A 22,252-nucleotide genomic window follows, 5' to 3' on the forward strand; every position below is an offset into this window, starting at 1 on the left:
TCCTCAGCGCGGCTCGAAGACGTGGGCCGGCAGGTTCACGCCGTAGGCCTGCAGGCGCTCGGCGAAGCGCGGGCGCACGCCGGTGGCGGTCGAATGGCCCAGCACCGCGCCGTCGGGCGACACGCCGGTCTGGCGGAACGCGAAGATCTCCTGCATCGTGATGACGTCGCCTTCCATGCCGGTGACTTCCGAGATCGACATCACCTTGCGCTTGCCGTCCGTCAGGCGCGCCACCTGCACCACGACGCCGACGGCGGCGCTGATCTGCTGGCGGATCGCCTTGGCCGGCAGCGTGCCGGCGGCCATGCTGACCATGTTTTCCAGGCGAGTGAGCGCGTCGCGCGGCGTGTTCGCGTGGATGGTCGCCATCGAGCCTTCGTGGCCCGTGTTCATCGCGCCCAGCATGTCCAGTGCCTCGCCGCCGCGCACCTCGCCCAGGATGATGCGGTCGGGACGCATCCGCAGTGCGTTGCGCACCAGTGCGCGCTGCGTGACCTCGCCCTTGCCTTCGATATTGGCCGGGCGGGTCTCCAGGCGCACCACGTGCGGCTGCTGCAACTGCAGCTCGGCCGCGTCTTCCACGGTGACGATGCGCTCGCTGTGGCCGATGAAGCTGGAGATCACGTTGAGCATCGTGGTCTTGCCGCTGCCCGTGCCGCCCGAGATCAGGATGTTGACTTCGGCCTTGCCCAGGCCCTGCAGCACCTCGGCCATCTCGGCCGTCATGCTGCCGTACGAGACCAGGTCGGCGATGCGCAGCGGATCGGCGGAGAAGCGGCGGATCGACATCACCGGGCCGTCGATGGCCAGCGGCGGGATGATCGCGTTCACGCGCGAGCCGTCCGGCAGGCGCGCGTCGACCATCGGGCTCGATTCGTCGATGCGGCGACCCACGCGCGAGACGATCTTGTCGATGATCTTCATCAGGTGGGCGTCGTCGTTGAACGTCACGTCGGTCAGCTCCAGGCGCCCGCGCCGTTCGACGTAGACCTGCTTGGCGCCGTTGACCAGGATGTCCGACACGGTCGGGTCTTCCAGCAGCGGCTCGAGCGGGCCGAAGCCCAGCATCTCGTTCTGGATGTCGCGCGTGAGGGTCTTGCGCTCGGCGTCGTTGATGACGACCATCTCTTCCTCGAGCAGGCGCTCGACCAGGAGGCGCAGCTCCTGGCGGATCTGGTCCTGGTTCAGGCGCTGCATGCTCTCCAGGTCGACGCGGTCGAGCAGCGCCTCGTGGATGCGGCTCTTGAGCTGGTGGTAGGCGCGGTTGTCGATCGGACCGCGGGTCGCGGCCGGGCGCGCGCCGGCGCCGCCGAGGCGGTCGCGCAGGGAGACGGACGGGATGTTCATCGGGGTTTGCTCCTACGTTCGAACAGGCGTTTCATGAGGCCGCCGCCGGGCTGCACGGGAGCCGGCTCGCCGGTCAGGTCGCGCGCCATTTCCATCAGCATCAGCGACAGCAGGCTGTCCGGCACCAGGCGCGTGACGGGCACGCCCTGGTTGACCGACCTGGCGGCCGCGTCGTAGTGGTTCGGCACGGTGCGCATGCTCACGCCGTCGAATGCCTCTTCCAGGTCCTTCATGCGGATGTCGCTGTTCTTGTCGTGGCGGTTGACGATCAGCTCGATGCGCTCCTTGCCGTAGTCCAGGTTGCGGAACACCGTCAGCAGGCGCTTGCCGTCGCGGATGTACGGCAGCGTCATCTGCAGCACGGGATAGATGCGGTCGGCGTGGTCGAGGGCGCGGATACTGACCGGGTCCAGGCTGCGGCCGACGTCCAGCACGATGAAATCGTACTGGCGGCGCGCCAGCTTCAGGATGGCGTCCACGTGCTCCGGCTTGACGTCGCTCGCGTGGGCCGGATCGGACGGCGCGGCCAGGATGCTGAAGTTCGGCGTCACGGCGACCATGCTCGAGGTCAGGAACGACGGGTCGAGGCGGTGGATCTGCGTGGCGACGTCGGACAGCGTGGCCAGCGGCTTGGTGTCGGAGACGAACAGCGAGGCGTCGCCGAACTGCAGGTTCATGTCGATCAGGCAGACTTTCTTGGTGCCGCCGGCCGACAGCGCGTAGGCGAGATTGGTCGCGAGGAAGGTCGAGCCGCTGCCGCCCTTGCACGAGATGAAGGCGAGCACCTTGCCCTGGGCGGCGCTGGCGCTGCCGAGCTTTTCGGCGACGCGGTCCACGGCCTGCGTCAGCGCCGTTTCCGACGGTTGCGGCGGCAGCACCTCGCGCACGCCCGCGCGCATGGCGCGCAGCAGGAAGTCCTGCGACTGGTCGGCGGTGATCACGATGAACGCAAGGCGCGGGAACAGGTGGCCGACGCGCTCGAGCTGGTCCAGCTCACCCTCTTCCACGCGCGGCTGGTCGACGATCAGCACGTCGGGCACGGCGGCATCGTCCAGCGTGGACAGGCGCGCCGGCGTGCCGGGGATCATGTCGACTTCGTCCGAGCCGGGACGGTTGCGCAGCATGCGCGACAGCTCGATCAGGTGGCGGTCGTCGCGCGACAACACGGCGATTTTCATGGCTTCTCCTTACCGCTTGCCGACCATGGCGCTGTCGCCCTGCGGCGTCGGCTGCGCATACGACTGCTTGTAGTTGGCGTAGGCCGCGGCGGCGGCGGCGCCGTCCGTGCCCGTCTCCGCACGCGGCTGCGGCGGGATGACCTGGCTGGCCATGATGGCGCGCACGGCGCTGCCGTTGCCGGCCGGGCCTTCGTAGGCGCAACCTGCCAGCGCGGCCAGCGCGGCCAGCATGGCCAGCGCGATCGGAAATCGGATGTTCATCATTGTTGCTCCTTCTTGGCGCCGTCCGGGCGCCAGCCTTCGTGCTGGCCGCCGATCAGGAAGTCGACGCGGTTCGGCTGCACGTAATCGTCGGTCGGCAGGCGCGGCGTGGCCGCCAGCGGCTTGGCCAGGTGCGGCGTGACCAGGAACACCAGCTCGGTGCGGTCGTTCTGGAATTCGCTGCTGCGGAACAGCGTGCCCAGCACCGGCACGTCGCCCAGGAAGGGGAAGCGCTTGATGTCGCTGGTGACGTTATTCCGGATCAGGCCGCCGATCGCGAAGCTTTCGCCGTCGCGCAGCTGCACGGTGGTGGCCGCGCGGCGCGTGGTGAAGGCCGGCAGGATCGCGGTGGCGTTCGAGCCGCCGGTGGCGTTGATGCCGATGCCGTCGCGGTTCAGTTCCGACACTTCCGGCGCCACGCGCAGGTTGATCCGCCCGCCGGCCAGCACGGTCGGCAGGAACTTCACGGCCACGCCGTATTCCTTCTCTTCCAGCGTGATGGTGGTGGCCCCGGCTGCCCCGCTCTGCGCGACCGGGATGAAGATCTTGCCGCCGGCGAGGAAGCTGGCTTCCTGGCCGCTGATGGCCATGACGGTCGGCTCGGCCAGGATCTTGACCAGGCCGTCCTGCTTCTGGCCGTCGATCTGGAAGCTGCGCGCCGCGCCCTTGGCCAGGCTCACGCTGCCGGAGGCCCCGGACAGCAGGCTGGAAGCGATGCCGTAGGTCCAGCCGTTGGCCTTGCCGTAGGCGGCCGTGGCGCTGGCGCCGAGCTGGTCGACGAGCGACTTCGACACTTCGGCGATCTTCACTTCCAGCAGCACCTGCTGGGGCGCGGCGACGGACAGCATGTTGAGCACCTTGGCCGTGCTTGCGCCGGCAGCGGGAGCGGCCGGCGCGGCGGGCGCGCCGATCCCGGCCGGCGACGGCGAACCGGCGGCGGCGGCGCCCGCACCGGCTTGCGCCGTGCTTTCCTGGAACGCCGTGGCGATCTCCACCAGCTGGCTGGCCACGGCCGAATCGCTGACCATGCCCGACAGGACCAGCGTATTGCCGGCGCTGCCGATGCGGATGTCCTTCTCCTGCGGGAACAGCGTGTCGAACTGGGCGCGCAGCGCCGCGGTGTCCAGGCCGACGACGAGGTCCAGCACCGTCGAGCGCTGGTCGCGGCCCGAGACGATCAGGTTCGTCGTGCCCACGCTGCGCGCGACGATCACGACTTCGTTCGCGTTCGGCACGACCACGTTGGCCACTTCCGGCGCGCCCACGGTGACCTGGCTGGCCGGCGTGCAGAAGCGCTTGATGACCGACTTGCCGCGCACCAGTTCCAGGCGCTGCGGGCCGCTGCCGTGCAGGTCGATGCAGTCGGTGGCGACGGCGGCGGCGCGCACGGGCGCCACGGCCGCGGCATGGCCGGCGTTCCATGCCAGCGCGATCGCGCAGGCCAGCAGGGTCTTGTGGTTCAGGAGTTTCATCGCGTGCGTGCTTTTCATTGGGTTGCTTGCTGGGCGGCGTCCAGGCCGCGGATCACGAGGACGCCGTCGGCGCGCGGCGCGCCCTGGCGTGCGGGGGCTGCCGCCGGACGCGGCGCCGGGTCGGCCGGCGGGGCCATCATGGCGGGCGCCGGGGCCGGGGCAGGCTTCGGTTCCGGCAGGCCCAGCACCGATTCGCGCGTCGCACCGGCCGTATTCGCCGGCTGCGGATCGACCTGGTTGCGCAGCACCAGCGACAGCGAGCCGATGCTGCGCGCCAGGTCCAGCTTCTCGACCTGGTCCGGCGTCAGTTCCAGCGTGACGGCGTTCACCACGCGCGGCTTGCTGTCGTCGACGGCCGACTCCTGCGCGACGGCCAGCACGAGGATCCGCTCCAGCACGATCTTCGAGATCGAGCGCTGGGCGTTGAGGGCATCGCCGCCGGCCTGCAGGTTGACGAGGATGTCGACGTAGTTGCCCGGCAGCGCGAAGCCGGCCACGCCGACGACGTCGTTGACGCGCACGGTCATCGCGCGCTTGCCGGCCGCGACGACGGCCGACAGGCCGCCCGTCGTGCCCGGGGGCGCCAGCTTCGATTCGAGCACCGGCTCGCCGCGTGCGACGTCGGCGCGGGTGACGCGGCCTTCCAGCTGCTTCAGCTCGACGAAGGCGCCGGCAGGCAGCGAGCCCGACGGCCATTCCGTCAGCTGCAGGTTGGCGGCCGTCACGCGCGTGCCCTGGGGGATGTCGCCCACGGCCGTCACCACGAAGGTGCCGGCGGCGCCCTGCGCGTTCATCCAGCGCGCGGCCACCACGACGGCGGCCAGCGCCAGGAACAGCGCCACGCCGATGATCAGGAGGGCTCTCGAATTTCGCATTGCTGTGTCTCCAACTTGCCGCGTTCGCGGCGGTCCAGTTCCATGGCGCGGCCGCGCGGGGCGGCGGCCGCGAAATAGTTATCCCAGGCCCAGTCCAGCGTGCGGCTGGACAGTTCGGGGGCGCGGTCCTCGTAGCGCGCCAGGTCGCTCAGCTGGCGCAGCAGGTCGCGCGGATGGCAGGCCAGCAGCGGCACGTCGCGCTCGCGGTGCAGGCGCAGCAGGTAGTCGAACGCGCCGCCGTCGAACGCCACGCCGGTGCGCGCGCAGGCCTGGCGGAACAGCTGTTCGTATTCGTCGCGCGACGCCGGCGGCACCTCGATCTTGTAGCCGAGGCGGCGCAGGAAGGCGCCGTCGGACAGGCGCTGCGGCACGAAGTTCGACGAGAACACGACGATCACGTCGAACGGCACCTGGAACGTATGGCCCGTGTGCAGCGTCAGGTAGTCGACGTTGCGGTCCATCGGCACGATCCAGCGGTTCATCAGCGCTTCCGGGGTGCAGCGCTGGCGCCCCAGGTCGTCGATGATGAAGATGCCGTTGTTCGACTTCAGGTGCGGCGGCGCCTGGTACAGCCGGGTGTGCGGGTCGAAGCGCAGGTCGAGCATCTCGAGCGTCAGTTCGCCGCCGGCCAGCGCGGCCGGACGGCGCACGTCGCGCACCCAGCGCGCGTCCGGGGCGCTGCCGCGGTCGATGCCGGTCGGCGCCAGTTCGCACACGCCGGCCGGCACGTGCTGCACGCCGTCGAAGAACGGGATCACCTCGCCGTCCACCATCAAGGCGTAGGGCACGGCGATGGCGCCGGTGAGCAGGTCGCGCAGGCGCTCGGCCAGGTAGGTCTTGCCGCTGCCGGCCAGGCCGTACATGAACAGCGCGCGGCCCGAGTTCATGCCGGCGCCCAGCTGGGCCAGCACCTGCGGGTTGACGACGATGCCGCTGAACGCGTCCGCCATGGCGGCGCGCGTGACCTGCACGTTGCCCACGCTCTGCGCCGCCACCTGGGCCGTGTAGGCGGCCAGGGTGACGGGCGCGGGACCGGCGTAGGCATTGCGCGCCAGCGCCGTGGCGGCGCGCGCGCGGCCCGCGTCGGTCAGCTGGTAGCACAGGTCGGCGTCGGTGCCGCTGCTGCCGACACGCGCGACCTCGCACAGCTTTTCCGCCCGCAGGAAGGTAATCAGGGGGTCGATGACGCCGACGCCGAGCTTGAGGTGCGAGGCGAGTTCCGGCAGGCGCAGCTGGCCGCGCCGGTGCAGCACCTTGGCCACCAGTTCGACCAGGAACAGGAACGGCAGGCCGGTATCCTCGACGGTGCGCGGAGCGCGCGCGTCGGCCGGCGCAATCATTGTCTCGCTCACAGCGGCCATTCTCCAAGCAGTTGCACCCACGCCAGGCAGGCCCCGGTGCCGGCCGCGATCGCCACCGCGTACGGCAGGCGGCCGCTGGCCGGCGCGGCCGGCGCGACGGCCGGCGTCATGAAGCCGGCCAGCGCCGACATCCCGCCGTGCACCATCATCTGGCGCGTATTGCCCAGCAGGCGGCGCAGGCTGCCCTGCCACGCGGCGACCAGCAGGGCCAGCACCCCGCCGGCGAGCAGCGTGGCCAGCGCCACCGCCGCCACCTGGCCGGCACCCACGAAGGCGCCAACCATCGCCAGCAGCTTGACGTCGCCCGCGCCCATCAGGCGCAGCACGTACATCGGCATCAGGATGGCCAGGCCGAGGCCCAGGCCGCCCAGCGCCGACGCGATCCCCGATCCGCCCAGCGCGGCCGGCAGCAGCGCGTGCAGCGCCAGCGCGGCCAGCATGCCGGGGAACACCACGGCATTCGGGATACGGCGTGCTGCCACATCATGCCAAACGGCCACGGCCAGCAGCGCACACAAGAGGATCAGGGGAATCGAGGTCAAGATGGCTCCGTAGAAAACAAAAGTCCGGAACGAGGGGGCGTTCCGGACCGGGATGCGCCGGTCCGGCGCAGCGCTGCGATTACGCAGCCGGCATCACGATCTTCTTGGCGATACCCTCGAAGACGGCCTTGATGTTGCCACCCAGGGTCGTCACGACGCCGACGATCACGGCGGCGATCAGGGCGGCGATCAGGGCGTATTCGATTGCGGTGACGCCGTCTTCTTCGCGGATGAAGTTTTTGATGAAGTTCATGATGTTCCTTTAATAATTAACGAAATTGATTGTTTGTTTAGCTGCTCGTCCATGCGGCGAGTACCGCGATCAAACCGACAACAGCGACCAGCACGCCGAGAACGAGGTACGCGGTAGCGGGCGTCCCGCTCCTTTCGTACTGTAGTTCCGGGTTATCTTCCTTGTCGTACACGTTCGCTCCTGTCGTCAGCGCCGGACCGCATGTTTCGTTGCGCAGCGCATGAGTTGAACTATACGGATTTGCGGGTTTCGTCACATCCGGCAAATATCACTTTTTGCGTGGGAGCTGTTGCCGTGACGGGGCGGGACAAATGTACTAGGCGCCTGTCGGAGGGCGCCGACGCCAGCCCGTCGCCCCTGCGCAGGCAGGGTCGACGTTTCATGCGCAGTGGGGAGGCTTGCAAAATCGGGTCCCTGCCTGCGCAGGGACGACGGATCACGAGAGCCCGTGCCTGGTGGCGTAGACGTAGAGCTCGAGGCGGTTGGCCACGCCCAGCTTCTGGTAGATGGTGGTGAGGTGGTTGCGCAGGGTGCGCTCGGAAATGAAGATGCGCTCGGCCAGGTCCTTGTTCATGGCGCCCTTGCCCTGCACGATCAGGGAGATCACCTCCCGTTCGCGGGCGGTCAGCGCGGCGATGCGCTGGGCTTCCGGGTCGGCCTTCGGTGCCGGCGCCACGATCTGGCCCAGCAGCGCCTGCATCAGCGACTGGTCCAGCCACAGCTCTCCGGCGAATACCTTGCGGATCGCGGCCAGCACGTCCTCGGTGGGCGCCTCCTTGCTGACCACGCCGCGCGCACCCAGCTTGACGGCGCAGGCGAGCGTGGCCTGGTCGCGGTTGGCGGACAGGATCACCACGCGCGTGCTGCCGTTCGCCACCAGCGCGGGCAGGAAGTCGAGCGAGCTGCTGCCCTTGAGGTCGAGGTCGAGCACGACGATGTCGGGCGCCAGCTCCGCGCACAGGCGCGTCGCCTGCTCGCAGTCGCTGGCGCTGCCCACCAGTTCGAACGGCGGGCCCTCGGCCTGGATCAGGCGCTCCAGACCCCACAGCATGGTCTTGTGGTCATCCACCAGCAGGATGCGGATGGTCGTCATGTCCTCTCCTTGTCGTTCTTGGTCGTCATCTCAGATCGGCACGCGGATGTGCAGCCGCGTGCCCTGCTCCGTCGCCGCGACGTCGAGCGTGCCGCCCAGTCCCTGCACGCGTTCGGCGATCGAGACGGGCACGAAGGCCGCCGGCGCGCCGTGCCCGTCGGGCGGGTTGGCGATGACGATCGCGAGCTGGCCCTCCTCCTCCTTCAGCGTCACCGTCGCCTGCCTGGCGCGGGTGTGCTTGCAGATGTTGTTGACGCCTTCGGTGACGACCTGGAACACCTGGGCCGCCATGCGGTCGTTGATGGCCGGCGTGCCCTGCGCGTCGAGCGTCACGTCGACGTCGTAGAAGGTGCGCACCTTGTCGATCTGGCGGCGCAGCGCGACCTGCAGTTCCGGTTCCTGCTGGCGCCCGCTCTTGAACTGGTGGGCGAAGCGGCGCATGTCGGTCACGACGTCCGAGCACATGTCGACCAGGCGCTCCAGTTCCGGCGCCACCGGATTGTCGGCGCCGGCCTGGTTGCGGATCGCCGCCACCGCGTGGCGCAGGCCGATGTAGGGCTGGATCGTGCTGTCGTGCAGGTCGCGCGCGATGGTCTGGCGCTCGCGGAAGGCCGCCTCGGACGCCAGCCGGTCGAGCAGCTCGATGGTCTCGATGACGGGGAAGGCCTGCTGCACGATATGGTTCAGGAACGAGGCGTCGTTGCGCCGCAGGCGCTCGTTCGCCGTGACGAAGATGCGCCCGCTGCCCTTGCGCAGCGGCAGCGACACGGCGATGAAGGAACGGGCATCGAGCAGGTCGGCGACGGCGGCGCAGCCGGACGGGTCGATCGCGGTCCATGCCGTGGCGCCGGACGCCAGCTGGACGGCCGGCGCGCGGTCCGGCCCGAACAGGCGCGCGGGAACGCGGTACAGCACGGCCGCGCCACCCTCCAGGTCCAGCAGCGGCTCAACGGCCGCCGCGGCGACGCGGCTGCGCACGATGGCGCGGCCGTGGCTGGGGTGCCGCACGGTGGTCAGCATCCAGTCGTCGCCGTCCTGGGTCAGCAGTACGCAGGTCGTGCCGCCATAGAAGCGCAGGATCTTTTCCATCAGCGAGTCGAGCGTGTGCTGCACGCCGAAGCGCGGGTTCGACAAGCGGCTGACGTCGCGCAGCAGCGCCAGGCGGCGGCGCTGCTCCACCGCCAGGCCGCCCCAGAACGCGATCATGTAGCCCAGCGCCAGCACGAACGTGGCGCGCAGCAGCAGCAGGTGCAGCACGACGGCGCTGCGTCCGGCGAACACCGCGGCCGTGACGACGATGGCCGAGCCGAGCGTCAGCTTCGCGCCCGTGTCGAAGCCGTGGCGGAACGAGGCAGCCAGGATCGCGAAAAAGATGAACGCAACGAAGGGACTGGAGGCGCCGCCGCTGGCCCACACCATCAGGCCGTACCAGCCCAGGTCGACCCAGTACATGGCGGGCCCGTGCCAGAAGCCGGCGCGGTAATGGGCGATCACGAGCAGCGTCAGGCTGTGCAGCGTGTAGGCGGCGAAGATCAGCCACGACCAGCGGCCGGTGAGCACGACGCCGGAGCCGATGTACAGCGTGAGCAATGCGGACACGGCGAGCAGCAGGCGCATGCCGAACACCATCCACACTTCGGCGCCGGGTGGTGCAATACGGGTTGCGATGGCGCTGGGGCCGTCGAGGGAAGTAGCGGGTTTCTTAAGCGATGCAGTCAAAGCGATGCTGTCAATCCAACTCATGTTGTTCGGGGCAGACACTATCCGTGACACTTACTCAAGATTCGACCGGAGCGTAATTCTTGCCCTGTAGAATCAGCAAAATCTTACACCATATGCCGCGTAGAAACGGTAAAGATGATAAACAAGACAAAATTTCGCCGTCAGTCCGGTGCGACAATCGTCGAAATGGCGATCGTCGCGCCTGTCGTGCTGCTCGTCCTCCTGTCGCTGCTCGAACTCAGCCTGATGTTCTTCTCGACGTTGACGATGCAGTACGCGATCCGGGAAGGCGGGCGCTTTGCCCTTACCGGCCAGACCAGCCTCGATCCGGCTGTCGCCAGCCAGCGTTACAGCGCGGTCATCCAGAAAATCAAGAACAACTCGATGGGCTTCTACGACAAGCTCGGCACGACCATTTCCGTCAACGGCACCAAATACACGACGTCGACGTACAGCAATGCCATGTTCGGCAACGCCGGCGACATCATCGTGATGCGCCTCGACTGCGACTGGAAAGTCACGACGCCGCTGCTGGCCGCATTCTTTACTGACGGCAAATACCATTTCGCCGTCGCGACCGTCATGCGCAACGAGTTCTTCTTCTGACCATGTTTTATCATTTACGCCAGCGCGGCGTCGCCGCGGTCGAATTTGCCCTGCTGCTGCCGATCCTGATGATCCTGCTGTTCGGCATGATCGATGCGGGACGCGCCCTGCAGGCCAATACCATCATGGTCAACCTCGGCCGCGAAGGGGCCAATCTGGTTGCGCGCGGCAACGTCGACCTGGCCAGCAGCAGCCAGGACGTCATGTACGCCCTGATGGCGAGCGCCCCGCCGCTCAACGTCAAGCAGCAGGGAATGATCTACATCACGCGCGTCATGGGGGTGGTCAGCAACGGCGTTTCCAGGAGCGTCGTGCTGGACCAGTACCGCTGGGACGACGCGGCCCGCAACCTCGGCTACCGGGCCAGCAAGTACGGCCCGGGCAGCAAGGTGTATAGCTGTGGCGCCTGGAGCAACGGCGCCTGTACCTCGATCAGCAGCACGTCGCGCCCGGCGACGTCGATCATGAGCGGCCAGCTGGACGACGGCGAGATCGTGTTCGTCGTGGAGACCTGGTACCGCTACGACATGCTGACGGCCGGCACCGCCACCAGCTTCTTCGGCCTGCCCGTGTTCGGCCCCGACCTGTATTCGATGACGATCTTCTGACATGCACCAGCGCTACCCCACTCCCCGCCGTCAGGGCGGCGCCGTCGCCATCATGGTGGCCATCTCGATGGTCGTGCTGCTCGGCGCCGTCGGCCTCGTCGTCGATGCCGGCCTGGCCTACTTGGTCAAGGCGCGCCTGAACGCCGCCGTCGACTCGGCCGCCCTGGCGGGAGCCCGCGCCGTCACGGACGGCAGCACCCAGGCCGCCCAGATCGCCAGCGCGCAGGCGGCGGCCGCGACCTTCTTCGCGGCCAACATTCCGACGAGCTATATGTTCTCGAAGCCGAAGCTGCTCAGCACGAACGTCACTTTCAACGGCGGCCGCGCCACCATCGACGTCACGGCGGAGGCGCCGCTGGCGGTGTCCTTCATGCAGGTGCTGGGCTTCACGAGCCTGAAGCCGGTGGCGTATGCGCAGACGATCCGCAACGACCTCGACATGGCGTTGGTCATCGATACGTCGGGCTCGCTGAAGTCCGTGGGCAACACCGTAAAGGCATCGACAAAGACCTTTCTGAACAAGTTCAACAGCAGCCAGGATCGGGTGTCCCTGATCCATTTCTCCAGTGGTGCGGAGGTCGACAACCCGATCAACACAAGCGCACGGGGCTTCACCCGCACATCGATGAGCACGAACATCGACGCATTCCAATTTGAAGGCGGAACAAATTCCTCCGAAGGCATGTGGAACGCCCGAAACCAGCTGAATTTGATTCCATCCAACAACCGCTCCGTCATGCGCGTGATCGTGTTCTTCTCGGACGGGGTGCCGACTTCGTTTTCGTCATCGTTCACGTTCAATCCAGGCTACAACTGCTCGAAGGTCGGCGCCATCGATACATCGCCGCCCAACCAGTACGGCGGATACAGCGGTCTATTTCCGGTGACCGAAACTTATGGAACAGTTATGAGCGGTTGCACGGCGAGCCGAGTACAAACCACTTACACGTATTTCGGCTCCACCTCGCAAGCGGTTTCCAACATCAAGCGCATGCCCGATGCGTACAACGCCCATCCCGACACCGTGACCTATCCGCTGCTCACCGACACGCCCCGTCAAGTGACGACGACCGACCTCACGAACATCAGCGTCGGCCTCACCAATATCAGCCGCGTCGCGCGCAACCTCCCCGAGGCGATGGCCGCCCAGTCGCGCGCGGAAGGCGTCTACGTGTTCACGCTGGGCCTCGGCAGCGACCTGAAGAAAACCATCGATGGCGAGATCGGCGAGGATTTCCTCAAGTGCATGGCCAACGTACCCGACGCGCCGGCGCGTTGCTACAAGCCGAACCAGCCCGTGGGCATGTACTGCTACGCCGCCACCGAAGCGGACCTGACGCCCTGCTTCTCGCGCCTGGCCACGGCCATCCTGCGCATCACGAAGTAAGCCGCACCGGCTTTACTGCCGAGTCGCATTTCCGTGACAGCGGACGCGTGCGTCATTACGTGCGCCGCGTCCGGTGCTAATCTGGCCGATGCATCCACTACGGGAGCATCGCCATGCGCACACCCCTGCTTGCCGCCTTGTTTGGCGCCATCGCCCTGCCGGCGTACGCCGAGCCCACGACCTGGCAATTCACGTACACCGGCTTCTTCTCGACGGTCGACATCAGCTATCGCGACGAGACCACGCACACCGAAGCCTTCCTTCCGGACTACACCATCTACGGCAGCTTCACGGGATCCGATGCGGATGCGGACGGTATCGTCGCGCTGTCCGAACTCACCGGCTTCAGCCTGCGCGGCGAAGACTACTTCGACTGCATGGACAATCCGAGCCCCTACCGCCGCTGCAGCCTGTCGACGTTCAGCTACGCCGAGGATGGCACGCTGGCGTTTTCGGCAGGCGTCAGCGGCAATGACGAATACTACTCCGGCTGGAGCAGCGCCGTGACGAGCGGTTTGCAGGCCTCGTCGTATTCGTACGGCCAGTTCAGTGAAGAGCGTTACCGCTATTACTGGACCGACCAGACCCGGTTCGACATCGTGCCTGCTCCCGTGCCGGAACCGGGCGGGGCCGCCATGGCGGCCGCCGGCGTGCTGCTGCTGGCCTGGCGCCGGCGCCGACAGTCCTGAGGGATGCGCGAGGCGCCGGCGAAAACGCCCCGGGTGGATGGCTGTCGCTTACAATGCGCAGCCAATGAATACCGCACCCTTTCGATCCGACGAAAATGACCAGCCGCAGGACGCGCGCCGCCTGCCGCCGCTGGAGGCCTCGCGCCAGGCCGCGCCGCACGACGAGGCCCTGCAGCAGGAACGGGCCGAGCGCGATGCCCGGGCCCGCGGCGTCGTCTCCATGCAGGCCATGCGCGATGCCATCAGGGAGTCCGCACGCGCCCTCCCGCTGCTGGATAAGGTCCCGCGCATCAAGCGTCCCGACGCCGCCGCGTTCCGCGCCCGTGCCGAGCAGGGCCTGCCCTTCCTCGTCGAAGGCGTCGCCAGCCGCTGGCCGCTGGCCGCCCTGCCCCCGTCCGTGCTGCGCGAACGCTACGGCCACGTGCCCGTGCGGGCCCGCGTGGGCGACTACATCGGCACCGCGTTCGCCCCGGACCGCGCCATGCGGGACATGGCGATGCGCGACTACCTCGACCTCGCCGAGCAGGGCGGCCACGCGCTGCCGCCCTACGTCGGCAACCTGGAGTTGCGCGAACTGAACGCGCTGTGCCACTGGCCCGGCTGGTTCGAGAAGATGGGGCCGCCGCGCTTCTGGGTCGGCCCGGCCGGCACCGTCACGCCGCTGCACTGCGACTACGACGACAATATCTTCGCCCAGGTATGGGGCAGCAAGCGCATCTTCCTGGCCCCGCCCCACCACGACGCATTCCTGTACGTGAAGCCGGCGAACCCCGTGCTGTTCGGCTCCCCGTTCGACCCGGAACATCCCGATTTCGAGCGCTATCCGCTGGCGCGCCAGGCGCGGCTGGTGGACGTGGTCGTGCGGCCGGGCGAGATGCTGTACGTGCCGGCCGGCTGGTACCACCAGGTGCGCGCGCTGTCGTTCTCGCTGTCCTCGAACCGCTGGGCGCGCGCGATGCCGCTGGCGCTGCGCGACGATCCCGCGCTCAAGCGAGATTAAATGGGCTGGGGCGCCTCGCCCTCGCGCCCGCCCTGGCCCACGCGTTCGTATTCCGCGATCACCTGGGCGCCGAACAGCAGCAGCGCCGCCGCGATCTCCAGGCTGAACATGACGACGATGGCCGTGCTCATCGAGCCGTACACGAGGTTCACCTTGGACAGCGTGGAGAAATACCAGACCAGCACGTGGCGCGCCACTTCCCATAGCAGCGCCGCCGTGATGCCGCCGACGAGCGCATGCGACAGCGACAGGCGCCCGGCCGGCATCACCAGGTAGATCGAGGTCAGCACGAGGATCTCGCCGGCCAGGCCGAGCAGGTACAGCAGCGCGCCCGAGACGCCGTGCAGCGACCAGCTGTAGCCGAACAGGTCGACGCTCTCGGTGCCGATCACCTGCAGCGTGCCGGCGACGAGGGTCACGATCATCACGCCGAAGCCCAGCGCCAGGATGTAGCAGTACGGCAGCAACGCCGAGATCAGGAAGTGGCGCCGGCGCACGGCCACGCGGTGCACGAAGATCACGCTCATCGCGTTTTCCAGCACGGTGAAGGCGAAGGAGCTGAAGAACAGCATGGTGGCGGCCAGCACCCAGGTGATCAGGTCGCGCGTGTCGAGGAAGTGCGCGACCTCGGCGACGATCGAGCCGGACTGGCCCGGCACCAGCAATTCGAGATAGCGGCGCAGCGTCACCAGCAGCTCGCCCTGGTCGATGAAGTGCGACAGCGCGACCACGACCAGCATCAGGAACGGCACGATCGACAGCAGCGCGTAATAGGCGACGGCGCCGGCCAGCAGCAGGCCCTGGTTGGCGCGGAAGGCCTTCAGCACTGCCAGCGTGAAGTCGAGCGGGTGGGCGACGATATAGGCGTTGGCGCGCCGGTTCAGGATCCGCAGGCGCAGGCCGCGCGCACCCTTCATCGCGCCAGCCTGATCCCCGTGAATTGCCAGCGGGCGCCGGCCGGGAAGAAGTTGCGGTAGCTGGCGCGCGCATGGCCATGCGGCGTGGCGCAGGAGGAGCCGCGCAGCACGTACTGGTTGACCATGAACTTGCCGTTGTATTCGCCCAGGGCGCCGGGCGCGGGGGCGAAGCCGGGGTAGGGGGCGTAGCTGCTGCTGGTCCACTGCCAGCATTCGCCGAACATCTGGGACAGGCCTGCGGTGCCCGCCGCGCGCGGATGCAGGTCGCCACAGGCGAGCGCCACGTCGCGCGCAGCGAATTCCCATTCGGCCTCGGTGGGCAGGCGCGCGCCACGCCAGCGCGCATACGCGTCCGCTTCATACATCGACACGTGCGTGACGGGGCGGACCGGATCGAGCGGCTGCAGGCCGTGCAGCGTGAATTCGCGCCAGGCGCCGCCCTCCTCCTCGACCCAGTACAGCGGATGGCGCAGCTCGCCGCTGCAGACCTTGTCCCAGCCTTCGGCCAGCCACAGGTCGGGGTCGCGGTAGCCGCCGGCCTCGATGAATTCGCGGTACTCGGCATTCGTGACGAGGCGCGAGGCCAGCGCGAACGGCGCCACGTACTGGCGGTGGCGCGGCAGCTCGTTGTCGAACGAAAAGCCGCGGCCTTCGTGGCCGATCTCGGCCAGGCCGCCGTCGAAGGCGATCCAGGAGAGCGGCTGCGCCGGGTGCGAGGCCGGCAGCGGCGAGTCGTGGTAGGCCGGGTACAAGGGGTTCTGCGCCAGCAGGTGCTTGACGTCGGTGAGCAGCAGTTCCTGGTGCTGCTGTTCGTGCTGCAGGCCGAGCTGGACCAGGGCGGCGAGTTCCGCATCCTGGCCATGCGCCGCCAGCAGGCGCATCACGCGCCGGTCGACGTCCTGGCGATAGGCCAGCACCTCGGCGAGCGCGGGCCGCGTCAGCAGGCCGCGGCGCGGGCGCGGATGCTTGTCGCCGACATTGTTGTAGTAGGAGTTGAACAGCACCCGGAACGCCGGATGGAAGGGGTGGAAGCCCTGCTCGCGCGGTTCGAGGATGAAGGTCTCGAAGAACCAGGTGGTATGCGCCAGGTGCCACTTGACGGGACTGGTGTCGGGCATCGATTGGGCGCAGCAGTCTTCCGGCGACAGCGGCTCGGCCAGGTGGGTCGAGCGCTGGCGCACGTGGGCGAATTCCAGCTCCGGGCGGTGTTCATTGGCTCCCATGGCGTCTCCGGCAGGATCAGTGCGACAGCGCGCGCGCGTGGATCACGGCGAACCAGCCCTGCGGATCGGTCCACACCTTGGTGGCGGCAAAGCCCGACTGCTCGAGCAGGCCCACGGCATCGCTCTGGCGGTACTTGTAGCTGTTCTCCGTATGGATCCACTCGCCGGCCTCGAAGCGGCGGCTGCCGCCGCGCCAGCTGACCAGCTGCGCGGTGTTCGCCTCCAGGTGCATCTCCACGCGGCGCTCGGCGGCGTTGTAGAAGCCGCGGTGGCGCCACTGGCGGATGTCGAAGTCGGCGCCCAGCAGGCGGTTCACGTGGTTCAGCACATTCAGGTTGAACGCAGCGGTCACGCCCAGCGCATCGTCGTAGGCCGCGTCCAGCACCGCGTGGTCCTTGGCCAGGTCGATGCCGATCAGGAGGCCGCCGTCGTGGCCGCACTGGGCATGCACGCGCTGCAGGAAGTCCCGTGCCTCGTCCGGGCTGAAATTGCCGATCGAGGAACCGGGATAGAAGAACAGGCGGCGTTCCGGGCGCACCGTGTCCGGCAGGTTCAGGGGACCGGACAGGTCCATGCCCAGCGGCTGCATCTCGATGTGGCTGAAGCGCTGCTGCAGGCGCGCGACGGCGTCCTGCAGGAACTCGGCCGAGATGTCGATCGGTACGTACTGGGCCGGATGCAGCAGCGGGAACAGGCTGGCCGCCTTGGCGCAGTTGCCGGCGCCCAGGTCGATCAGCGTGCTGCCGGTGCCGACCGTGCGCGCGATCTCGCCGCCGAACGCGGCGAAGACGCCCGCTTCCGTGCGGGTCGGGTAGTACTCGGGCAATTCGCAGATCGCTTCGAACAGCTTCGAACCCAGCGGATCGTACAGGAACTTGGGCGAGATCCAGGCCTGGCGCGCGCGCAGGCTCGCATCCAGTTCGGCGGGAACGTGCAGGCGCTCCTGCTGGGCGGGGGCGTCGATCGACGTGGCATTGCGCATCGCGTGTCCTTGGTGGCGCCATGCCGCACCGTGCGGCATGACTGTCAATGTTGCTGTTTTAATTATGATACGCGAATTGCGTATAAGCGGACGCCACCCATGTGTAGGGGGCGGCAGGGATTGCGGGAAGCCTCTTGCCCTGCCATGCAACGTGGTTTCTATGCATTTTCCGGTACGATATATACTTTTGACGCATGCCTCGATGCCGCCGGAAAACCCATGCTTGAACTCGTCAACCTGAGCAAATCCTATGGCGGCCGCACCGTGCTGGCCAGCCTGTCGCACCGCTTCGAGGCCGGCGAATTCGTCGCCGTGATGGGCGAATCCGGCGTCGGCAAGTCGACGCTGCTGAACCTCGTCGCGGGCCTCGATGCGCCCGACGCCGGCGAGGTCGTCGTCGACGGCACGCCCACGACGGCGCTGGACGACGATGCCGCCACGCGCCTGCGCCGTACCCGCATGGGCTTCATCTTCCAGGCCTTCCACGTGCTGCCGCACCTGACGCTGGCACAGAACGTGGCCCTGCCCCTGCTGCTGAACGGCCGGCCCGACCCGGAGCGCGTCGCCCGGATGCTCGACGCCGTGGGCCTGGGCGGGCGCGACGGCGATTTCCCGCGCCAGTTGTCGGGCGGCGAGATGCAGCGCGTGGCCATTGCGCGCGCCCTCGTGCACCGCCCCGCCCTGCTGCTGGCCGACGAGCCCACCGGCAACCTGGATCCGGAAACGGCGGACGGCATCCTGCAGCTGCTGCGCGCCGAGATCAAGGCGAGCGGCGCCGGCGCGATCATGGTCACCCACTCGCATGCGGCCGCGGCGCTGGCGGACCGGACCATCGTGCTGACACGTTCCGGATTGAAATTAACGTAAATTCCCAGCAGAAAGACCGACGTTATGAAGTTTTATTCATGAACAGTGCGTCGAATCCGTCGAAACAGTAGTAGCATTCCAACAAAGCACACCGGCGTGGAGAAAAGCGGTGCCCTGTCGCATGGCGCGACGCGTGCACCGACACATCCACACGGGGACAACACCAATCAGAGTTTCTCCAAAACAGTCGATCTGTCTTGAATGTTCACCACTGTGGAGAAAATTCATGAGCGTACGGCAGAAGAAACAGGAGTTGCTCGAAGCAATGCATCGAGCGAGAGCGATGGAGCCATCGAGCTTCGTCCCCAATAAACTACTCGACACCTTGATCCAGCGCATGCAGCTGAAGAACGACGCGGAGCTGTGCCGCGTCCTCGAGGTCCAGCCTCCCATCATCAGCAAGATCCGGCACCGCAAGCTGAACGTCGGCGCCACCATCCTGCTGCGGATGCACGAGAAGTCGAACATTCCGATCCGCGAGCTGAAGGAGCTGACGGCGGAAGCGCGCACCCAGCCGGTGCCGCCCACGCGGCACTAGCGCGGCGCCGCCTACTCGGCCGGCGGGCGGCCCGTCCGGAGCTGCGGCAGCCCGTCGAGCACGGCGCGCAAGCCCTGCGTGTCGAGCTGGCCCAGCAAGGCCACGCCGATGCGCAGCAGCTCGCTCTTCTTGATCTCGAAGCCGGCCCGCAGGCATGCCTGCTTGACGGCGCCGAGCACCGCATATTCCTGTTCGGGCATCGTGAAGCTGTCGCGCACCAGGACCGGGCGCGCATCGGCTTCGGGGCGGGCCTGCGCCTTCGCCCCCTTGGCGCCGCCGGCCAGGCCGCGCGCCGCGTCGCGGGCCAGCCGGGCCACGGGAGCGGCTTTCGCGCGCGGCGCCGCGGGTGCGGCCTTGGTTGCAGCCTTGGTCGCGGCCCTGGTTGCGACTTTGGTTGCGGCCTTGGTTGCGGCCTTGGCCACCGGCCTGGCGGCCGTGGCCGCGGACTGGGCGCTGGCCTTGGCGGCGGGTTTCGTGGCCGCTTTCGTAGCCGCTTTAGTGGCCGATTTTGCGGCAGGCTTGGCGGCCGCCTTGATGCCTGGCTTCGCCTCGGTCTTCGCCACGGCCTTTGCCGCCGCCTTCGCGGCCGGCTTCACGGGGGCCTTGGCGGCCTTGGCACTCGTCCTCGCCATCGGATACTCCATCGTCAAACAAACCAAACAATATATATTATTTCGCGCTCGACCGAAAGAGCGCTTCGGCGGATGACGAATGCGCCTCTCCATGATAAGGATCAAGGCAAGCGCTGTCCGCAAGCCTAGATTGACGGTTTTGTCTGGAGGAACGCCATGCATGTCACCGCCATCAGGAGCCGTCGTTACATCGTGCTGGGCGCCGCGACCGAAGCCGGCGGCAAGGTGGTGACGGCCAGTTCGCTGATGTCGCTCGACGGCGTGCCGCGCGCGTTGGAAGGCGACCTGGTGTCCTGCCCCACGTGCGGCGCCGAAGGAAGGATCGCCTGCGCCGGCGCGCGCCTGGCGGTCAGCGAGAACGGCCGCCGGCCCGCGCTGGAAGACGACCTGTGCCTGTGCAACTGCTCGCCAGCACCGCGCCTGCTGGCCAACCAGGAACGCTGGCGCCAGTGGGTGAGCGACGCGCTGTGATCGCGTGACGTGATTGCTTGATTACTCTTCCGCCACGTCGGCGGGCGGCGCCGCCAACGCCACGCGGTCGCGTCCGGCGTCCTTGGCCGCGCGCAGCGCTTCGTCGGCGCGCGCCAGCAGGGTCACGGTGCTGTCGTCGGCGCGGATCGCCGTCACGCCGAAGCTGGCCGTCAGCGAGATCATCGCGCGCTCCGTCTTGACGCGCTGGGCCGCGATGGCGGCGCGCATGCGCTCGGCCACCATGGCGGCATCCTGCAGGCTGGTGCGGGGCAGCAGGATCGCGAACTCGACGCCGACCAGGCGCCCGAGCAGGTCGCTGTCGCGCAGCTGGCGCTTGCAGGCTTCGACGAGGGCCGCCAGCACGACATCGCCGGCCGGATGGCCGTAGCTGTCGTTGATGCGCTTGAAGCCGTCGAGGTCGAACACGACGAGCGCGGTCGGCTGGCCCGGACGGCGCGCCAGCGCCATCCACGGCGCCAGCGCCTGGAAGAAGCCGCGCCGGTTCGGCACGTCGGTGAGCGGGTCGACGACTTCCAGGCGCGCCAGTTCGTCCTGCAGGCGCTCGCGCCCCAGCAGCAGCCAGCCGAAGCCGCCCAGCAGCGCCAGCAGGTACAGGGCGCCGCCGTGCAGCTGGCGCAGCAGTTCGTTGCTCATCCAGCCCCAGCCCGCGGGCGAAGCCAGCACCAGCGCGCCACGCGCGCCGACGACCAGGGCCAGCAGCGCGATGGCCACGGCCAGGAAGCGCTGCAGCATCGAGGAGCCGGCCCAGCCGCGCGCCAGCGCCGCCGCCGCCGTCAGGTACAGGATGCCCAGGATCAGCGAAGCGGCGACGGCGCGCAGGCCGACCTCGTCGATCCACCAGCACAGCAGGAAGGCGACGATGGCCAGCACCAGCAGCGGCACGAAGACGCGGCGCCAGCGGCGCTTGCCCGCGCGTTCCCACAGCGCGCCCGCTTCCCAGGCGACGCCCGCGAACAGCAGCGCATAGGCGACCGGCAGCGCCAGGCCCTCCGGCACCACGCCGCCGGCGGCGATCGCCAGCAGCAGCCAGGCCGCGGCCTGGACCTGGCGCGCCCAGCCCCACGGGGACAGCGCCGCCGGCCGGCCCTCGGCATGTTCGAAGAAGAACAGGGTGGCGCACAGGGCCAGGTTGCCCAGTGCCAGCGCCAATACCATGGTGGTGGAGTCCATCGGCCCTCGGAAGTCGTGGTCGTTCGCGCCAGTCGCGCCGACGGCGGCCAGCTTATCAGAAATTCATCCTGGGCAACAAGCCGCCTCGGCCGGCCCGCCATGGCAGGCTTTGCCCTATACTCCGGCCATGCCCGGCCAACCCTACCGCCATGTCTACCAGGACGACGACCCCGCCCCGCTGGTGCGCACCGCGCGCGGCCGGCGCACGCTGGAATTCACGCCCGGCGACATCCAGAGCGAGATGCTGCTGTCGCGTCCGTACGCGCTGACGCTGGCCTACCTGCGCGCCATGATGTGCTTCGTGCTGTTCGTGCCGCGCCCGCGACATATCGTGATGGTGGGCCTGGGCGGCGGCTCGCTCGTCAAGTTCTGCCGGCGCCACTTTCCCGGCACGCGCATCACCGTCATCGAACTGCGCGCCGACGTCATCGCGCTGCGCGAACAATTCCACGTGCCGCCCGACGACGACTGCCTCTCCGTCGTCCACGCCGATGCCGCCGACTACCTGCCGCGCCTGGCCGGCCAGGCCGACGTGCTGCTGCTCGACGGCTTCGACGCCGCCGGCCTGCCGCCGCGCCTGGCCGACGCCGCCTTCTACGCCGACTGCAGGCGCGCGCTGCGGCCCGGCGGCGTGCTGGTCGCCAACGTCTTCAGCTACGACCCGCGCCACGATGCCGTGCTGGCCGCGCTCGGCGCCGTGTTCGACGGCCGCGTCTGCGCTCCCCGCGGCGTCGCGGGCAACAACCGCATCGTGTTCGCCGTCGCCGGCGGCGCGGCCACGCCGGCAGCCCCCATGCAGCGCTGCCTGGCCCGCCGCGGCGGCCTGGGAGCGGGATGGTTGAATCGGCTAGGCGTGCGCCTGGTACTTGCCTGGATCATAATGCGGACTGTCCTGCCCCTGCCACAGAGGGAACGCGCCCGTCCCGGCAGCTGACGATTTGTTTGCGGAAACAGGGGTTTCTGTGACAAACTGGCGCCCGCATTTGCTGCTTCTAAGCAAGCTATCGTTCCCTGGGAACCGGCGGTCGCCGGCCTCC

Annotated in this window: 25 protein-coding genes; 9 read left to right on the top strand and 16 right to left on the bottom strand. The window is 68.3% G+C overall.

What is annotated here, in order from left to right; genetic code table 11:
- Window positions 1-3: 3 nt before the first annotated feature.
- The 11 genes from QPK32_RS22810 to QPK32_RS22860 form a co-directional block, all read right to left on the bottom strand.
- Entirely contained in the window at window positions 4-1,347 is a 1,344-nt protein-coding gene (locus QPK32_RS22810; RefSeq protein WP_290415077.1) for a CpaF family protein, read from the bottom strand.
- Window positions 1,344-2,525: an AAA family ATPase gene (locus QPK32_RS22815; RefSeq protein ID WP_290415078.1), complete on the bottom strand. Its 1,182-nt coding sequence runs from the start codon at window positions 2,523-2,525 to the stop codon at window positions 1,344-1,346. Before QPK32_RS22815 ends, QPK32_RS22810 begins: the two co-directional genes overlap by 4 nt.
- Window positions 2,526-2,534: 9 nt before the next feature.
- On the bottom strand, window positions 2,535-2,789 hold the full coding sequence (locus QPK32_RS22820) for a hypothetical protein (protein WP_290415079.1): 255 nt from the start codon (window positions 2,787-2,789) through the stop codon (window positions 2,535-2,537).
- Window positions 2,786-4,258, bottom strand: a complete 1,473-nt coding sequence (locus QPK32_RS22825; RefSeq protein ID WP_290415080.1) for a type II and III secretion system protein family protein — start codon at window positions 4,256-4,258, stop codon at window positions 2,786-2,788. Before QPK32_RS22825 ends, QPK32_RS22820 begins: the two co-directional genes overlap by 4 nt.
- 14 nt (window positions 4,259-4,272) lie before the next feature.
- On the bottom strand, window positions 4,273-5,133 hold the full coding sequence (gene cpaB, locus QPK32_RS22830) for a Flp pilus assembly protein CpaB (RefSeq protein ID WP_290415081.1): 861 nt from the start codon (window positions 5,131-5,133) through the stop codon (window positions 4,273-4,275).
- On the bottom strand, window positions 5,109-6,494 hold the full coding sequence (locus QPK32_RS22835; RefSeq protein ID WP_374046779.1) for an ATP-binding protein: 1,386 nt from the start codon (window positions 6,492-6,494) through the stop codon (window positions 5,109-5,111). Before QPK32_RS22835 ends, cpaB begins: the two co-directional genes overlap by 25 nt.
- Complete coding sequence (locus QPK32_RS22840) at window positions 6,482-7,036, bottom strand: prepilin peptidase (RefSeq protein ID WP_290415083.1); 555 nt, start codon at window positions 7,034-7,036, stop codon at window positions 6,482-6,484. Before QPK32_RS22840 ends, QPK32_RS22835 begins: the two co-directional genes overlap by 13 nt.
- Before the next feature lie 79 nt (window positions 7,037-7,115).
- Window positions 7,116-7,289 carry a Flp family type IVb pilin gene (locus QPK32_RS22845; protein ID WP_290415084.1) on the bottom strand — a complete coding sequence of 58 codons (174 nt, stop codon included), beginning with the start codon at window positions 7,287-7,289 and terminating at the stop codon, window positions 7,116-7,118.
- Between the two features lie 37 nt (window positions 7,290-7,326).
- Window positions 7,327-7,461 carry a hypothetical protein gene (locus QPK32_RS22850; RefSeq protein WP_290415085.1) on the bottom strand — a complete coding sequence of 45 codons (135 nt, stop codon included), beginning with the start codon at window positions 7,459-7,461 and terminating at the stop codon, window positions 7,327-7,329.
- Window positions 7,462-7,725: 264 nt separating this feature from the next.
- A complete protein-coding gene (locus QPK32_RS22855) occupies window positions 7,726-8,382 on the bottom strand; it encodes a response regulator transcription factor (RefSeq protein ID WP_290415086.1) in 657 nt (218 codons plus the stop codon).
- A 30-nt stretch (window positions 8,383-8,412) separates the two neighbouring features.
- Window positions 8,413-10,101 carry a sensor histidine kinase gene (locus QPK32_RS22860; RefSeq protein WP_290415087.1) on the bottom strand — a complete coding sequence of 563 codons (1,689 nt, stop codon included), beginning with the start codon at window positions 10,099-10,101 and terminating at the stop codon, window positions 8,413-8,415.
- Window positions 10,102-10,239: 138 nt separating this feature from the next.
- Here QPK32_RS22860 and QPK32_RS22865 point away from each other — a divergent pair, with 138 nt between their 5' ends.
- From QPK32_RS22865 to QPK32_RS22885, 5 genes are all read left to right on the top strand, one after another.
- Window positions 10,240-10,710 (top strand): TadE/TadG family type IV pilus assembly protein, encoded by a 471-nt coding sequence (locus QPK32_RS22865; protein ID WP_290415088.1) that lies wholly within the window; start codon window positions 10,240-10,242, stop codon window positions 10,708-10,710.
- A 2-nt stretch (window positions 10,711-10,712) separates the two neighbouring features.
- Entirely contained in the window at window positions 10,713-11,318 is a 606-nt protein-coding gene (locus tag QPK32_RS22870; RefSeq protein ID WP_290415089.1) for a TadE/TadG family type IV pilus assembly protein, read from the top strand.
- A 1-nt stretch (window position 11,319) separates the two neighbouring features.
- The gene (locus tag QPK32_RS22875; RefSeq protein ID WP_290415090.1) at window positions 11,320-12,705 is read left to right on the top strand and encodes a TadE/TadG family type IV pilus assembly protein; all 1,386 of its coding nucleotides are present in this window, start codon (window positions 11,320-11,322) and stop codon (window positions 12,703-12,705) included.
- A gap of 113 nt (window positions 12,706-12,818) precedes the next feature.
- Entirely contained in the window at window positions 12,819-13,394 is a 576-nt protein-coding gene (locus QPK32_RS22880) for a hypothetical protein (protein WP_290415091.1), read from the top strand.
- Window positions 13,395-13,458: 64 nt separating this feature from the next.
- Complete coding sequence (locus tag QPK32_RS22885) at window positions 13,459-14,394, top strand: cupin-like domain-containing protein (protein WP_290415092.1); 936 nt, start codon at window positions 13,459-13,461, stop codon at window positions 14,392-14,394.
- Here QPK32_RS22885 and QPK32_RS22890 read toward each other — a convergent pair.
- Genes QPK32_RS22890 through egtD form a run of 3 tightly spaced genes read right to left on the bottom strand, consistent with a single transcriptional unit; the run spans window position 14,391 to window position 17,516 of the window.
- Entirely contained in the window at window positions 14,391-15,311 is a 921-nt protein-coding gene (locus QPK32_RS22890; protein WP_290415093.1) for a YihY/virulence factor BrkB family protein, read from the bottom strand. The genes QPK32_RS22885 and QPK32_RS22890 overlap by 4 nt on opposite strands.
- Window positions 15,308-16,534, bottom strand: coding sequence for an ergothioneine biosynthesis protein EgtB (egtB, locus tag QPK32_RS22895; protein WP_290415094.1), 1,227 nt, complete (start codon window positions 16,532-16,534; stop codon window positions 15,308-15,310). The genes QPK32_RS22890 and egtB overlap by 4 nt, the downstream gene beginning before the upstream one ends.
- 16 nt (window positions 16,535-16,550) lie before the next feature.
- The gene (gene egtD / locus QPK32_RS22900) at window positions 16,551-17,516 is read right to left on the bottom strand and encodes an L-histidine N(alpha)-methyltransferase (RefSeq protein WP_290415095.1); all 966 of its coding nucleotides are present in this window, start codon (window positions 17,514-17,516) and stop codon (window positions 16,551-16,553) included.
- Window positions 17,517-17,735: 219 nt separating this feature from the next.
- Here egtD and QPK32_RS22905 point away from each other — a divergent pair, with 219 nt between their 5' ends.
- Together QPK32_RS22905 and QPK32_RS22910 are read left to right on the top strand one after the other, a co-directional pair.
- Window positions 17,736-18,383: an ABC transporter ATP-binding protein gene (locus QPK32_RS22905; protein WP_290415096.1), complete on the top strand. Its 648-nt coding sequence runs from the start codon at window positions 17,736-17,738 to the stop codon at window positions 18,381-18,383.
- A gap of 226 nt (window positions 18,384-18,609) precedes the next feature.
- A complete protein-coding gene (locus tag QPK32_RS22910) occupies window positions 18,610-18,921 on the top strand; it encodes a hypothetical protein (protein WP_290415097.1) in 312 nt (103 codons plus the stop codon).
- An 11-nt stretch (window positions 18,922-18,932) separates the two neighbouring features.
- On the opposite strand, the gene QPK32_RS22915 is transcribed toward QPK32_RS22910, so the two are convergent.
- The gene (locus tag QPK32_RS22915) at window positions 18,933-19,553 is read right to left on the bottom strand and encodes a hypothetical protein (protein WP_290415098.1); all 621 of its coding nucleotides are present in this window, start codon (window positions 19,551-19,553) and stop codon (window positions 18,933-18,935) included.
- Between the two features lie 156 nt (window positions 19,554-19,709).
- On the opposite strand from QPK32_RS22915, the gene QPK32_RS22920 reads away from it, so the two are divergent.
- On the top strand, window positions 19,710-20,024 hold the full coding sequence (locus tag QPK32_RS22920; protein ID WP_290415099.1) for a PAAR domain-containing protein: 315 nt from the start codon (window positions 19,710-19,712) through the stop codon (window positions 20,022-20,024).
- Window positions 20,025-20,045: 21 nt separating this feature from the next.
- On the opposite strand, the gene QPK32_RS22925 is transcribed toward QPK32_RS22920, so the two are convergent.
- Complete coding sequence (locus tag QPK32_RS22925; RefSeq protein WP_290415100.1) at window positions 20,046-21,215, bottom strand: diguanylate cyclase; 1,170 nt, start codon at window positions 21,213-21,215, stop codon at window positions 20,046-20,048.
- A 127-nt stretch (window positions 21,216-21,342) separates the two neighbouring features.
- Here QPK32_RS22925 and QPK32_RS22930 point away from each other — a divergent pair, with 127 nt between their 5' ends.
- Window positions 21,343-22,149 (top strand): methyltransferase domain-containing protein, encoded by an 807-nt coding sequence (locus tag QPK32_RS22930; RefSeq protein WP_290415101.1) that lies wholly within the window; start codon window positions 21,343-21,345, stop codon window positions 22,147-22,149.
- Window positions 22,150-22,252 lie beyond the last annotated feature (103 nt).

The sequence above is a fragment of the Massilia sp. YIM B02763 genome (assembly GCF_030412015.1).
GTDB lineage: Bacteria > Pseudomonadota > Gammaproteobacteria > Burkholderiales > Burkholderiaceae_D > Telluria.